Here is a 14007-nt window from a genome sequence, read left to right on the forward strand (position 1 = left end):
TATCAACATATCTGGCGTTGATTTTTGGCACGCTGTTGAGTTCTCAAGGAACGGACGCTTCCTTTGTACTCACCCTCTCGGGCTTTCCTCCGGGCGCTTCCCTTCGGTCTTGCGTTTCCGACTCTATCAGACCGTTTTCCGATCCGATTTCCTCGGTGCTTTCCGGCCTTTCGGCCTTCCGGCGGTGTTGACTGTATCAGATCCTTTCGGGCCTGACCCCCTGTCAACCGGGTTTGTCTTTGCGGCTGTTGGGCCGTTCCGACGTTCCAAACTTTAGCGGATCCTCTCGGCAGTTCCTAATCGGGCTGCCGACCCCAAAATCGAATTGAATTCGGGCACGCCGAATTCGCCCCGCTGGGGAGATCGTGCTGATGGTTTGGTGTGCCGCTTCTGCGGCGGAGGTGCTGTCGCAGAACCGTTACGGCCCCGTGGCAACTCGAAGAACCTTACGGATCGGCGAGGGGAGTGTCAAGTCTCCCCCGGGCGGCCATCCGGCAAACCAGCGGCTGACAGGAAGTCCGAGCCGGGGCCGAGCCCCAACTCGGGCCTCAGTCAAGGTCGGTGAGCCGACCGCCGGCGTCCGGCTGGGCGTGCTCCACGCGGCGCAGCAGCCGGGTCAGCACCTCGCCCAGGACGCCGCGCTCGTCCGCGGAGAGGTCCTGGAGCAGCTCCTCCTCGAAGACGGAGGCGAGGCGCATGGCCGCCAGCCACTTCGAGCGCCCTTCCTCGGTGAGCTCCACGATGACGCGTACGCGGTTGGACTCGTCGCGTTCCCGGGTGACCAGGCCCTCCGCGACCATGCGGTCGATGCGGTGGGTCATGGCGGCCGGGGTGAGGCCGAGGCGCTTGGCGAGGTCGCTCGGGCCCATTCGGTAGGGGGCGCCGGAGAGGACGAGGGCCTTGAGGACCTCCCACTCGGCGTTGCTCATGCCGAGGGTGGCGGTCTGGCGGCCGTAGGCGACGTTCATACGGCGGTTCAGGCGGCCCAGCGCCGAGACGATCTTCTCGACCTGGGGGTCTAGGTCCTGGAATTCGCGCTGGTAGGCGGCGATCTGCTCTTCGATCGTCGGCTCGCTGACGCGGCGGGTGTCACCCATGGCCGCAGTATGGCACGCGCCCGCTTGGCATTGAAGTCCTTCGGGATGTACTGTTTAGATCCTAACTTTAGCTTCGAAGTCTTCACCTCTAACTCCTGAGGCAGACGTAAGACTTCTCCTACCAAGGCAGGTGAAAGTGACCAGGGCGATGGGCGCTGAGATGCGCCGGATCCATGTGGGCAACGCACTCAGCGCGTTCGGGCTCGGCTTTACCGTCCCGTATCTGTACGTCTATGTGGCGCAGGTACGGGATCTTGGTGCGATGACGGCGGGGCTCGTGCTCGCCGTCTTCGCCGTGGCCGCGCTCGTGGTGCTGCCGTTCGCCGGGCGGGCCATCGTCCGTCGGGGCCCGCTGCCGGTGCTGCTCGCCGCCCTGCTCGCCGCCGCCGTCGGAGCACTGAGCCTCGGGCTCGCGAGCAGCTCGACGACCGTGCTGCTGTCGGCGGCCGCGCTCGGTGCCGGTCAGGCCGTGATGCAGCCGGGGCTCGCGACGATGATCGTGGACTTCTCGTCGGCCGAGACGCGGTCGCGCGCCTTCGCCACCCAGTTCTTCCTGCAGAACCTCGGGCTCGGAGTCGGCGGGCTCATCGGCGGTCATCTCGTCGACGCCTCGCGGGCCGGCTCGTTCACGCTGCTGTTCTCGATCGAGGCGGCGATGTTCCTGCTGCTCGTCGTGGTCATGGTGACCGTGCGGATGCCGCGTACGGCCAAGGTCGAGGCGGCTCCGGGCGGGGCCAGGGGCAGTTGGAAGCAGTTGCTCGGCAACCGGGCCATGGTGCAGCTGTGTGCGGTGGGCTTCGTGCTGTTCTTCGCCTGCTACGGGCAGTTCGAGTCGGGGCTGAGCGCGTACGGCGTCGAGGCTGCGGGGATCTCCACGTCCGCGCTCGGGACCGCGCTTGCCGCGAACACGGCGATGATCGTGGTCGCCCAGTTCGCCGTGCTGCGGTTCGTCGAGCGGCGGAAGCGGTCCCGGGTGATCGGCGCTGTCGGCCTGATCTGGGCCTTCGCCTGGGTCGTCGCCGGGTACGCGGGGCTCGGACACGCCGGCCAGACCATGGCGACGGCCGCGTTCGTGTCGACGTACGCGCTGTTCGGGCTCGGAGAGGCGATGCTGTCGCCGACCGTGGCTCCGCTGGTCGCGGATCTGGCGCCGAGCGGGATGGCGGGGCAGTACAACTCCGCCTTCGCCCTGGTGAAGCAGCTGGCGCTCGCGATCGGTCCCGCGGTGGGCGGGCCGATGGGGGCCTCGCTGCATGCTCCGTACGTCGTGACGTTCCTGCTGTTCTCGCTGGGGATCACGTTCCTGGCGGTGCGGCTGGGGAAGCAGCTCACTCCCGTACAGAATCAGCCGGCGTTGGCGAAGAGCCGGGTCGTGGCGCGGGGCGGGGCTTCGGCGGAGTCGGTGCAGACCGCCGCCTGACTGGCGTACAGGGCTTGAGAAAGCCAGGACGGCCGTCACCACTGATGTGGTGGCGGCCGTTCTGTGTTTTGCGCGGAGGTGTTCAGTGGACGGCTGTCACCAGGGTGGACGTGAACGGGAGCGTTGCCGTGCCGTCGGGGTTCGTGTGGTCGGTGAGGGTCGCGGCCACCGCCTCGGCGGCCTGGGTGAGGCGGTCCGGGCCGCCGGCGTCCTCGATGGCCTGGCCCCAGGGGACGGCCGAGAGGTGGCCGCGGGCGAAGGCGGCGAGCGGGGGCAGGGTGATGCCGAAGGTGACGTCACGGCTCACCACGTCGTGGAAGCCCGCGTCCGTGAGGGCGGCCGTCAGGCGTTCGGCGGGGCAGGAGAAGGCCATCGCGAAGTGCGCCTCGGCCTCCGGGCCGCCGTACTCGGTGATGGCCCGGTCGTGGGCCATGAAGTACGGGGAACGGTCCCGGGCGGCCCAGGCGGTGGCGGCGAACCGGCCGCCGGAGCGCAGGACCCTGGACGCCTCTACGAGAGCCGCCCCGAGGTCGGGGAAGAACTGGACGCCCTGCTGGCAGAGGACCGCGTCGAACGTGTCGTCGGGGTAGGGGAGGTGGTCGGCGGGGGCCGGTGTGAACTCGATGTCCGGGTACATGCGGGGTGCCTTGGCGGCGGCCACCTTGAGCATGCCCTCGTTGAAGTCGGCGGCCGCGACATGGCCTGTGGGGCCGACCCGGGCGGCGGCCGCGCGGGCCACGAAGCCGGTGCCGCAGGCCAGGTCGAGGACCTGGTGGCCGGGACACAGGTCCACAGCGTCCAGCACCGCCTCGACGAACGGTGCGTTGATCGGTGCGCCGTACTCCTCGTAGCGCTCGGGAGCGCTGCCTTTGAGCTGAAAGCCCGTTTCGTCTGCCTGGGGTGAGCTAGCCATGGGTGAGCTACTAGCACCGCAGGCCGGGTCCGACCAGATGGCGCGCGGCTCCTGGGTCAGGTGGTGCGCGGAAGTGCGAACTCGCACCAGACCGCCTTGCCGCCGCCCGGGGTGCGGCGGGAGCCCCAGTTCGAGGCGATGGTGGCGACGATCGCGATGCCCCGGCCGGACTCGTCGGCGGGTTCGGCGCGGCGGCGGCGCGGGAGGTGGTCGTCGCCGTCCGTGACCTCGACGATGAGGCGGCGGTCGGTGCGGCGGAGTCTGAGGCGCATGGGCGGGGTGCCGTGCTGGAGGGAGTTGGCGACGAGTTCGCTCGCGGCCAGTACGCCGAGGTCGTGCAGGTCGGTCGGGAAGCGCCAGCTGGTGAGGACGCCGGAGGCGAAGGCACGCGCGCGTGGGGCCGCTTCGACTCCGCCGAGCAGCTCCAGGGCGGCGTTGCGGAAGAGCTCGCTGTCCGGTCCCGTACGGGCCGGGTGCTGGAGGACCAGGACGGCGACGTCGTCGTCGTGGTCGGCGGTCACGCCCGCCGAGCGGACCAGGCGGTCGCAGACGACCTGTGGGGTGCCGGTGGCGCCGGCGAGGGCGCGCTCCAGGGAGGCGATGCCCTCGTCCAGGTCCGCGTCGCGGCGCTCGACCAGGCCGTCGGTGTAGAGCACGGCGGTGGAGCCGGGGCCGAGGGGGATCGAGCCGGAGGCGTGCATCCAGCCGCCCGTGCCGAGGGGCGGGCCGGTGGGTTCGTCGGCGCGCAGGACCGTGCCGCTCTCGTCGCGGACGAGGATCGGGAGGTGGCCGGCGGAGGCGTACACCAGCCGGCCCTCGTTCGGGTCGTGGACGGCGTACGCGCAGGTGGCGATCTGGTTGGCGTCGATCTCCATGGCGAGGCCGTCCAGGAGCTGGAGGACCTCGTGCGGGGGCAGGTCGAGGCGGGCGTAGGCACGGACGGCCGTGCGGAGCTGGCCCATGACGGCCGCCGCGCGGACGCCGCGGCCCATGACGTCGCCGATGACGAGGGCGGTGCGGCCGCCGCCGAGGGTGATCACGTCGTACCAGTCGCCGCCGACCGCGGCCTCCGTGCCGCCCGGGTGGTAGGTGGCGGCGACGCGCAGGTCGTCGGGCTCCTCGAGCTCCTGGGGCAGCAGGGAGCGCTGGAGGGTGACGGCGGTCTCGCGCTGCCGGCGCTCGCTGGCGCGCAGCCGCTCGGCGGCCTCGGCGTGGTCGGTGACGTCGGCGGCGAAGATCAGTACGCCACCCCCTTCGGGGGTGGCCGATACCTCGACCGGTGTGCACGTGAACGTGTACGAGCGGCCGCCGGGGGCCTTGCGGGACTTGACCGTACGGGGCTTCGAGCTGCGCAGGACCTGGTCGAGGAGCGGCAGCAGGCCGATCTCGGCCAGTTCGGGGAGCGCGGTGCGGGCGGGCTCGCCGGCCGGGCGGACGCCGAACGCCGCCACATAGGCGTCGTTCACGTACGCGAGACGGTGGTCCGGGCCCTGGACCAGGGCGACGAGGGCGGGGATGCGGTCGAGGACCTCGCGGACCGGCAGCTCGTCGACGACGGGCAGGAGCGCGGCGTCGGACAGCCGCTCGGCGCGTGCCGCGGGCACGGAGCCCTCCGAAGGGAGCGCCGTCGGCGAATCCTCGGTCCGCGCTGCCGCGCGGCGCTGCGTTCCGGGGAGCCGGGCGCTCCAGCGCGTGAAGTTCACAGTGGGACAGGCCTCGTGGGTTTGAGGAGCGAGCGGTCGGCCCGCCCATGGTGTGGACCAGTGTGTCCGACCGGACCGACATCCGTCAGACGCGGGCGCGGCCGATGGAGTTCCTTGGTCCGGTCAGGACGACCCCTTCGGGTTCTGAGGAGGCTTTCCACCGGCCGCGAGTTCGAACTCCGCACGGGGATGTTCGAGCGAACCGAGGGAGACGATCTCCCTCTTGAAGAGCCCCGACAGGATCCATTCGGCGAGGACGCGGGCCTTGCGGTTGAAGGTGGGCACCCTGCTCAGGTGGTAGACGCGGTGCATGAACCAGGCAGGGTAGCCCTTCAGCTTGCGCCCGTAGACGAACGCGACACCCTTGTGCAGCCCCAGGGAGGCGACCGAGCCGACGTACTTGTGCGCGTACGTCTCCAGGGGCTGGCCGCGCAGGGAGCGGGCGATGTTGTCGGCGAGGACCTTGGCCTGGCGCACGGCGTGCTGGGCGTTGGGGGCGGTCTCCGTGCCGGGCTCGGCGGCGGTGACGTCGGGGACGGCGGCGGCGTCTCCCGCGGCCCACGCGTGCGTGGTGCCGTCGACGGTCAGCTGGGCGGTGCACTTCAGGCGGCCGCGTTCGTTCAGCGGGAGGTCGGTGGCCGCGAGAACGGGGTGCGGTTTCACTCCGGCGGTCCACACGACCGTACGGGTCGGGAAGCGCGCCCCGTCACTGAGGACGGCGACGCGGTCCGCGCAGGAGTCGAGGCGGGTCTCCAGGCGTACGTCGATGTTGCGGCGGCGCAGCTGGGTGACGGTGTACTTGCCCATGTCCTCGCCGACCTCGGGGAGGATGCGGTTCGAGGCCTCGACGAGGATCCACTTCATGTCGTCGGGCTTGACGTTGTGGTAGTACCGCGCGGCGTAGCGGGCCATGTCCTCCAGCTCGCCGAGTGCCTCCACTCCGGCGTAACCGCCGCCCACGAAGACGAAGGTCAGGGCGGCGTCGCGGATCGCGGGGTCGCGGGTGGAGGAGGCGATGTCCATCTGCTCGATGACGTGGTTGCGCAGCCCGATGGCCTCTTCGACGGTCTTGAAGCCGATGGCGAACTCGGCGAGTCCGGGGATCGGGAGGGTCCGCGCGATGGAGCCGGGGGCCAGCACGAGTTCGTCGTACGTGATCTGCTCGGGGCCCGTGCCCTCCTCCTCGGTGGCGAGGGTGGTGAGGGTCGCGGTGCGCTTGGCGTGGTCGATGGACGCGGCCTCGCCGATGACGACCCGGCACTGGTCGAGGACGCGGCGCAGCGGCACGACGACATGACGCGGTGAGATCGAGCCCGCGGCGGCCTCGGGCAGGAACGGCTGATAGGTCATGTACGGGTCGGGCGTCACCACGACGATTTCCACGTCGCCCCGCCTGAGCTCGGGTTTCAGCTTCCGCTGGAGCCCGAGAGCGGTGTACATCCCGACGTAGCCGCCGCCGACAACGAGAATGCGCGCACGTTCCTTCACTCACCCATGACGCACCGGCTACGGGAGTTTGTCCACAGGCCCGTCAATTTGTGTGACCGGGCGCCTGAGACGCGCACGGTTGGCCGATTTGCCGGAGTGCGGGGAAGCTTCGCAGGTCAGCGGGTGTGAGCGGGGTGGAAGTAGGGGGCGCAACCGGGACGTATGCGGCCCGTAGTCCGATCGGGGGGCGCTCCGTGCGGAACCTGCCCCTTCTGAATTGACCCCCACTCAACTATGTTCGTGTGTCATCGGGGTGTAGGGGGATGCGCTCGACGGGTTCGTGCGGCGAGACCGCGCGGCGAAGGCTGTTCCGCTCGCTCCGGCTGTCAATGGCGGGGAGAGTCTCCGGGGGGAGACGTCATTACCGGGGGAACACATATGCACATTCAGGACTCTCAATGGTCTTCCGCGTCTGCCATCGGAGCGGGCGGAGCGATCAGTGCGGCGGCATCGAACGGACGCGGCGTGGGGGACCCGTCGCGCACGACGCCACTGCGCGTGGACGCACAGCGCAATCTTGAGCACGTACTGCGAGCGGCCCGTGAGGTCTTCGGCGAGCTGGGGTACGGCGCGCCGATGGAGGACGTGGCGCGGCGCGCCCGCGTCGGTGTCGGCACGGTGTACCGGCGCTTCCCGAGCAAGGACGTCCTGGTCCGGCGGATAGCCGAGGAGGAGACCTCCCGGCTGACCGACCAGGCGCGCTCCGCGCTCGGTCAGGAGGACGAGCCGTGGTCGGCGCTCTCGCGCTTCCTGCGGACGTCGGTGGCCTCGGGTGCCGGGCGGCTGCTGCCTCCGCAGATCCTGCGGGTGGGCGTCGGCGACGAGGGGTCCGAGGGCACGGTCCTGGACGAGACGCGGGTGCCGCAGCAGCGGTCCCAGCCGCTCTCGCCCGAGCTGCGGCTCGTGGAGCAGCGGCCGGCTCCCGTGCAGGAGTCCGTCGAGGTCGTGTCGATCGAGGACGACGCCGGTGCGGCGCAGCTGCTGGAGGTCGTGGGGCGGCTCGTGGACCGGGCGCGTGCGGCGGGTGAACTGCGTGCGGACGTCACGGTGGCGGACGTGCTGCTGGTGATCGCCACGGCGGCGCCGTCTCTGCCGGACGCGGCTCAGCAGGCTGCGGCTTCGGCTCGGTTGCTGGACATTCTGTTGGAGGGGCTTCGGTCGCGGCCGGCGTGACGGGTGCCTCCGGCGGGGTGCGGGTGCCTCCGGCGGGGGGTGCAGGTGCCTGCGGCGGGGATGCGTGTGGGTTCGTTGTCGGGTGCGGGGGCGTGGGGGTTGATCGCGCAGTTCCCCGCGCCCCTTGCGGGGCACGCTTTCGTCAACTTGGTTAGCGGGGAAGGCGGTTGAGTCTTCCCCGTTCGGGTGAACGGTAGTGCTGTGGTTCGGCAAGTCTCCACGGACGAGTGGTTGGTCCGTTCCTCCGGGTAACGGCGGTGGGTCCGTGTGGCACTCTTTCCCGGTGTTCGGGTCCGAGTGTGCAGGCGGGGGCTTTCCGCGATGAGCGTTGACGGGCGGGACGAGTCACCCGGCGAGGGTGGCACGGAGGCCGGTGGGCTGCCGTCGCGGCAGGTGCCGAGCCAGGGCGGCCGGGCGAAGGGCACCCCTGCCGGAACCCCGGAGGACGTGCCGGGCAGAGGCGCCGCCACGGAGGCCGTTCCGCCGCAGCGGGATCGGCGTGAGTGGCACGACAGCGGCGTCCTGCCGCCCCCGATCGAGCTGCCGCCGGCCGACGCCGAGCTGATCGAGCGGATGCGCTCTGGCGACGACACCGCGTACGAGGAGCTGTTCCGGCGCCACGCGGACGCCGTCCGCCGGTACGCGCGCACCTGCTGCCGGGACGCCCACACCGCTGACGACCTCACCGCCGAGGTCTTCGCCCGCATGCTCCAGGCCGTACGCGGCGGGCGCGGCCCCGAGCACGCCGTACGCGCCTATCTACTGACGACCGTACGCCGCGTCGCGGCGAGCTGGACCAAGTCGGCGAGGCGCGAGCACCTCGTCGACGACTTCGCCGTGTTCGCGGCGCAGGCCGCGCGCGGCTCCGAGGTGTCCGACGACGACACACTGGACCTGGGCGCGGACGTACGGGCGATGCACGAGGCCGAGCAGTCGATGGCCATGCAGGCGTTCCGGTCGCTGCCTGAGCGGTGGCAGGCCGTGCTCTGGCACACCGAGGTCGAGGACGAGTCGCCGAGCGAGGTCGCCACGCTCTTCGGGCTGGACGCCAACGGCACGCGCGTCCTGGCCAGTCGGGCCCGAGAGGGCCTCAAGCAGGCATATCTCCAGGCCCATGTGAGCGTCACGCTCACCACCGACGAGGAGTGCGCGCGCTACGCCGACCGGCTCGGCGCGTACGCGCGCGGGGGGCTGCGCACGCGTGCCGAGCGCGGGCTGCGCAAGCACCTGGAGGAGTGCGCCAAGTGCCGGCTCGCCGCCGGTCAGATCAAGGAAGTCGCCAGCGGGATCCCCGCGGTCGTACCGATCGCCGTCATCGGCTGGTTCGGTGCCGCCGGATACGCGAAGGCGGCCGCGCTCATCGCGGGCGGGGCCGGCGTGGGTGCGGCCGGTGCCGCGGGGGCCGCGTCGGCGGCGGGCGGCAGCTCGGGCGGGGCCGGCGCCGGTGGCGGGGCCGCAGCCGAGGGGCTCGGGGCGCCCGTGAAGGCGGGCATCGCGGCCGGTGTCGTCGCGGCGGCCGTCGCCGTGGTGGCGCTCGCGCTGTCCGGTGACGAGGTGAAGCCCAAGGACCCGGTGGCCAAGCCGGAGCCGTCCCCGCCCGTCGTCGAACCGCGTGTGCCCTCGCCGTCGCCGAAGCCCCCGAAGGCGGAGCCCGCGCCGAACCGGCCGGTGCCGATCGTGGCGCCCTCGCCGCGTCCCACGCCGAGCCCCACCCCGAAGCCGGCGCCCACCCCCACGCCCACTCCGAAACCGACTCCCCCGCCGCCGAAGCCGACGCCTCCCCCTGCACCGGCCCCGAAGCCGCCCCCTCCGCCCGCTCCCCCGGCGGTCTTCCAGTGGAACCAGCTGGACTACGGCGTCACCGGCGACGGCACCAAGCCCGAGATGCGGCTCGGCGAGAGCAGCTGGGTGTGGCAGCGGTACGGCATGTCGATCGCCGACACGTCGTACGCGAACGGTGTCACCGTCCACGGTGCCTCCTCGGTCACCATCGACCTCAACCGCACGTGTTCCTCGTACGACGCGGTGGTCGGGGTCGACGACATGACGATGGGGCTCGGTCGGGTGCGGTTCTCCGTGTTCGCGGACGGGGCCCGGATGTGGCGGTCGGGGCTGGTCCAGGGCGGTCATGGCGCGGTGCCGGTGCATGTGGACCTGACCGGCAGGAAAACGATCCGCCTGGTCGTCGAGCCGCATTCGCCCTTCGACTCGGTGGCGTTGGCGGACTGGGCCGATTCGCGGTTCCGGTGTCAGTGAGGTCCCGCGGCTCCGCCAACGCGACCGACCTCCTGCGCCGGTGACCGGTGCCTGTGTCAGCGGCAGTCGCTGTCCGTGGCGGCGGCCGTGGCTGCCACGGTGACCGTGACCGATGCCTCGACGAGCTCTTTCAGGACGTCGTCCGGGGTGAGGCCCGCGCCGGTGCGCCGCTCGGTGTCGTACGCCGGCCGGCCCAGATGGGACAGGGCGAGGGCCTCGACGCGGTCGAACTCCTGGCTGTAGGGCAACGGGCGGGGGTGGCCCTGGCGCCATTGGGAGCCGGCGGCGAGGAACCGGACCACGCGCGCGTGGTCGTCGATGTCGCTGAGGACGCCCGCCGCCCGCTCGGCCAGCGTGGCGAGGACCACCTCCGAGCACCGCGCGGACATGGCCTCGCGCAGGGTGTCGGCCAGTTTGCGCAGTCCCTGCCCGGGGCTCGCCTCGACCGCGGTGAGCAGCGCGCCGAGGCCGTTCAGCGCGGCGAGGAACTGAGCGGGCGGTGTGCCGCGGTCCATCTCCGCGCGGGCCTCATCGTGCAGCTCACGGGCCCGTACGAAGTCCTCGTCGTCGAAGGCCACCTGCGAGCGCATGAGAAGGACGAACGCCCTTGAGTCCGGCACCGCGTAGCGATCGGCCGCGGCCGTCGCCTCGTCGAGCGCGGCCAGAGCCTCGGCCCGGTCCCCCACGTAGTAGGCGATCTCGCCGAGGCGGGCGATGAGGAACGGCGTCTCCACATAGGCCCCCACCTCGACCGCGAGCCGCATGGCTTCCTCGAACTCGGTCCTCGCCTCGTCGAAACGGCTGCGGGCCATGGCCGCCTCGCCGCCCGCGCTGCTCACCTGGGCGAGCATCCAGCGGTCCCCCGTGCGCCGGGCGACGGCCCGCAGCTCCGCGAGGGTCTCGTCGACGCCATCCATACCGCCGGGGCTGTCCACGGCCACATGGACGCCGAACAGCAGGGCCGCGCCGATCTCCCAGTCACCGCCGTGCTCCCGGCAGTTGGCCAGTGACCTCTCCATGTCGTCGCGGATGCCCTCGGTGTTGCCGAGAACGAACGCCATCAGCGGCCAGATGATGCCGGGGAACCGCGCCGCGTCCGGCCCGCCCCGCGCCACGGTGGCCCGCACGACCCCGGCGTACTCCTGCGTCCGCTCGTCGTTCAGCGGGATCTGGCCGAGCTCCGCCCTCAGGAAGAGATCCAGCATGCGCAGTTTCATGCGGATCCGGTGCGAGGGGTGGTCCTTCTCCGCCTCGGGGTCGGCGAGGTAGGCCTCCATGGGGTCGACGGCGTCGAGGTCGAGCACCCCCTCCAGGGGACGTCTCCCGCAGACGGGCGGGGTCGATGCCGGTACGTCGGAGGGGGTGGAGAGGCTGAAGGAGCCGCGAGGGTCGGAGGTGTCGCGGAACTCGGAGGCGTCGGAGGCGTCGGAGGCGTCGGAGGAGCGTTTGTCGAGGGCCGTGCCCAGGCGCAGGGCCTGGTCCGTCCAGGTCGCGCCCTCCCGGCGGAAGTTGCGCAGCCACCAGAACCAGCCCATGGCGAGGACGATGGAGCCCATCTCCGGCTCGTCGGCGGCGACGAGGCACCGGTGGAGTGCCGCGCGGATGTTGTCCAGGTCGGACTCCAGTCGGCCGATCCACCGGAGCTGGTCGGCGGACCGCAGGAGCGGATCGGCCTCCTCGACCAGCGCGCGGACCCACGCGCGGTGCCGGCGCTCTGCCGTGGCGCGCAGTTCGGGGGTCTCGGCGGCGCGCTCCGCCGCGTACTCGTGGATCGTCTCCAGCATGCGGTAGCGCATGCCGCCGGTCCCTCGCCGGCCGGGCGTCGCGACGACCAGGGACTTGTCGACGAGCGCGCCGACGATCCCGGCCACGGGTCCGGTGCACACGGCCTCGGCCGCGTCCAGGTCCCAGCCGCCCGCGAAGACGGACAGCTCGCGCAGGACCGTCCGCTCGGGCTCGTCGAGCAGGTCCCAGGACCAGTCGACGACCGCGCGCAGGGTCTGCTGGCGGGGCAGCGCCGTGCGGCTTCCGGAGGTGAGGAGGCGGAAACGGTCGTCGAGGCGGTCGGCGATCTGGCGCGGGGTGAGCATGCGCAGCCGGGCGGCGGCCAGCTCGATGGCCAGGGGCAGGCCGTCGAGGCGGCGGCAGATCTCGTCGACGGCGGGGTCGTGGCTGACGTCGGCGTCCGGGTACGCCGCCACCGCCCGCTCCGTGAAGAGGCGGTGCGCCGGGTCGGGGAGCAGGGGCTCGACCGGGCGCACGGACTCGCCTGGGACGCCCAGGGGTTCGCGGCTGGTGGCGAGGATGGTGAGGCCCGGGCAGTGGGTGAGGAGGGTCTCGGCGAGTTCGGCCGCGGCACCGATCACATGTTCGCAGTTGTCAAGGATCAGGAGCTGGCTGCGCGGGGCGCAGTACTCGATGAGCAGAGCGACCGGGTCGTCCTGCTGCACCGTCATCTCGTGGGTCATCAGCACGGTCTCGCGCAGACCGAGGGCGCTGACGACCGCGCTGGTCACCGCCTCCGGCCGGTCGAGCGGGGCCAGCTCGGCCAGCCATGCCTGCGGATGCCCGGCGGCGGCTTCCTCGGCGAGGCGGGTCTTGCCGGATCCGCCCGGTCCCGTGAGGGTGACGAGACGGACCCTGTGCAATTCGGAACGGATGGCGTCGAGTTCGGGTTCCCGGCCCACGAAGGAATTCAGGCGGGGGCGGATGTTGCCGGTGCGGTCGGCTCTGGAGGGGGTGGTGGGGGTGTACGGGTTCGGGTTCGTGGGCGGCGTCGGGCTCGGAGCGACGGCCGGGACTGCCAGGGCTGCCGGAGCTGCCGGAGCTGCCGGAGCTGCCGGCCGAGGCTTCAGCAGTTCCCCGTGCAGGGCTCGGAGTTCCGGGCCCGGGTCGGTGCCGAGGCCGTCCGCCAGGGCCCGGCGGGCCGTCTCGTACGCCGCGAGGGCGTCCGCCGTGCGGCCGGTGTCGCGCAGGGCTCTGATGAGGAGGGCGTGCAGGGGCTCGTCGTAGGGGTGGGTCTCGGTGAGTTCCCTCAGCTCCGGTACGGCGTCGTGGGCGTGGCCGGTGCGCAGGTCCGCCTCCACGCGCGCGCGTGTCGCCTCCTGGCGGAGGGATTCCGGGCGGGTCGCGGCCGTCGTGCGGTCCGGGAGGTCGGCCAGGGCCGGGCCGCGCCACAGGGCGAGTGCCTCGCGGAGGGTGCGGGCCGCTGTCTCCGGGGCTTCGTCCAGTCGCGCCCTGCCCTCGCGGACCAGGCGCTCGAAGACGAACAGGTCCACGTCCTCGGGGGTGGCGGCGAGGCGGTAGCCGCCGGGCTCCGATGTGATCGCGTCCTTGCCGAGGGCTCGGCGGAGGCGGGCGACGAGGGCCTGGAGTGCGGCGGGGGCGGCGTGCGCGGGGCTGTCCGGCCAGACCTCGTCGATGAGGGTCTCCGGAGACGTCGTTCGGCCCGCTCGCAGGGCCATCGCCGTCAGGAGTGCGCGGAGGCGGGGGCCGCCCAGGGGCACGTCGTTGCCCTGGGCGTCCGTCGCCTGGGCAACGCCCAGAATTCTGTACCGCACGGGGCCATTGTCACCGGTCCACCCCGGCAGGTCCGACCTTTTTCGCCCCCGCCGCCCCTACCCATTCCCATCCTTGACTCAGGGGCTCCGCCCCCGAACCCCCGTATCGCGCTGCCGCGCTCGTCCTCAAACGCCGGACGGGCTGAGTGAGTGAGGGCTGGCGTGGGTGGGTGGGATGAACGGGGGTGGGTGGGAGACCGGCCTGAACGACCTCGCCCTCAAACGCCGGACAGGCTGGGTGAGTGAGGGCTGGCGTGGGTGGGTGGGTTGAACGGGGGTGGGTGGAAAATCGGCCTGAACGGCCTCGGGGGGGGGGGGGGGGGGGGCGGGGGGGGGGGGGGGGGGGGGGGGGGGGGGGGGGGGGGGGGTGGGGGGGGTGGGGTGTTGGGGGGGGCTG

At 72.0% G+C, this 14007-nt stretch carries 8 protein-coding genes; 3 read left to right on the top strand and 5 right to left on the bottom strand.

What is annotated here, in order from left to right; translation table 11 throughout:
* Positions 1-548: 548 nt before the first annotated feature.
* Positions 549-1097 carry a MarR family winged helix-turn-helix transcriptional regulator gene (locus ACIBEI_RS25095; RefSeq protein ID WP_398892444.1) on the bottom strand — a complete coding sequence of 183 codons (549 nt, stop codon included), beginning with the start codon at positions 1095-1097 and terminating at the stop codon, positions 549-551.
* A 148-nt stretch (positions 1098-1245) separates the two neighbouring features.
* On the opposite strand from ACIBEI_RS25095, the gene ACIBEI_RS25100 reads away from it, so the two are divergent.
* Positions 1246-2517: an MFS transporter gene (locus ACIBEI_RS25100; RefSeq protein ID WP_398892446.1), complete on the top strand. Its 1272-nt coding sequence runs from the start codon at positions 1246-1248 to the stop codon at positions 2515-2517.
* A gap of 82 nt (positions 2518-2599) precedes the next feature.
* Here ACIBEI_RS25100 and ACIBEI_RS25105 read toward each other — a convergent pair whose 3' ends face one another.
* The 3 genes from ACIBEI_RS25105 to ACIBEI_RS25115 all read right to left on the bottom strand — a co-directional run bounded on the left by ACIBEI_RS25105 (position 2600) and on the right by ACIBEI_RS25115 (position 6621).
* Positions 2600-3430, bottom strand: a complete 831-nt coding sequence (locus tag ACIBEI_RS25105) for a class I SAM-dependent methyltransferase (RefSeq protein WP_398892448.1) — start codon at positions 3428-3430, stop codon at positions 2600-2602.
* Positions 3431-3486: 56 nt separating this feature from the next.
* On the bottom strand, positions 3487-5133 hold the full coding sequence (locus ACIBEI_RS25110) for a SpoIIE family protein phosphatase (protein ID WP_398892450.1): 1647 nt from the start codon (positions 5131-5133) through the stop codon (positions 3487-3489).
* A gap of 123 nt (positions 5134-5256) precedes the next feature.
* Positions 5257-6621 (bottom strand): NAD(P)/FAD-dependent oxidoreductase, encoded by a 1365-nt coding sequence (locus ACIBEI_RS25115; protein ID WP_398892452.1) that lies wholly within the window; start codon positions 6619-6621, stop codon positions 5257-5259.
* A 378-nt stretch (positions 6622-6999) separates the two neighbouring features.
* On the opposite strand from ACIBEI_RS25115, the gene ACIBEI_RS25120 reads away from it, so the two are divergent.
* Both ACIBEI_RS25120 and ACIBEI_RS25125 read left to right on the top strand, forming a co-directional pair.
* Positions 7000-7794, top strand: coding sequence for a TetR/AcrR family transcriptional regulator (locus ACIBEI_RS25120; RefSeq protein WP_398892454.1), 795 nt, complete (start codon positions 7000-7002; stop codon positions 7792-7794).
* 321 nt (positions 7795-8115) lie between these two features.
* Positions 8116-10050 (top strand): sigma-70 family RNA polymerase sigma factor, encoded by a 1935-nt coding sequence (locus ACIBEI_RS25125; protein WP_398892456.1) that lies wholly within the window; start codon positions 8116-8118, stop codon positions 10048-10050.
* A gap of 56 nt (positions 10051-10106) precedes the next feature.
* On the opposite strand, the gene ACIBEI_RS25130 is transcribed toward ACIBEI_RS25125, so the two are convergent.
* Positions 10107-13610: an AfsR/SARP family transcriptional regulator gene (locus ACIBEI_RS25130; RefSeq protein ID WP_398892458.1), complete on the bottom strand. Its 3504-nt coding sequence runs from the start codon at positions 13608-13610 to the stop codon at positions 10107-10109.
* Positions 13611-14007: the final 397 nt, after the last annotated feature.

Source organism: Streptomyces sp. NPDC050988 (genome assembly GCF_044456225.1).
Lineage (GTDB): Bacteria > Actinomycetota > Actinomycetes > Streptomycetales > Streptomycetaceae > Streptomyces.

Excerpts from the sequence above, each read along its gene's own strand:
- ACIBEI_RS25105 (WP_398892448.1), bottom strand. The coding sequence starts at position 3,430 with ATGGCTAGCTCACCCCAGGCAGACGAAACGGGCTTTCAGCTCAAAGGC.
- ACIBEI_RS25125 (WP_398892456.1), top strand. The coding sequence starts at position 8,116 with ATGAGCGTTGACGGGCGGGACGAGTCACCCGGCGAGGGTGGCACGGAG.
- ACIBEI_RS25120 (WP_398892454.1), top strand. The coding sequence starts at position 7,000 with ATGCACATTCAGGACTCTCAATGGTCTTCCGCGTCTGCCATCGGAGCG.
- ACIBEI_RS25095 (WP_398892444.1), bottom strand. The coding sequence starts at position 1,097 with ATGGGTGACACCCGCCGCGTCAGCGAGCCGACGATCGAAGAGCAGATC.
- ACIBEI_RS25100 (WP_398892446.1), top strand. The coding sequence starts at position 1,246 with ATGGGCGCTGAGATGCGCCGGATCCATGTGGGCAACGCACTCAGCGCG.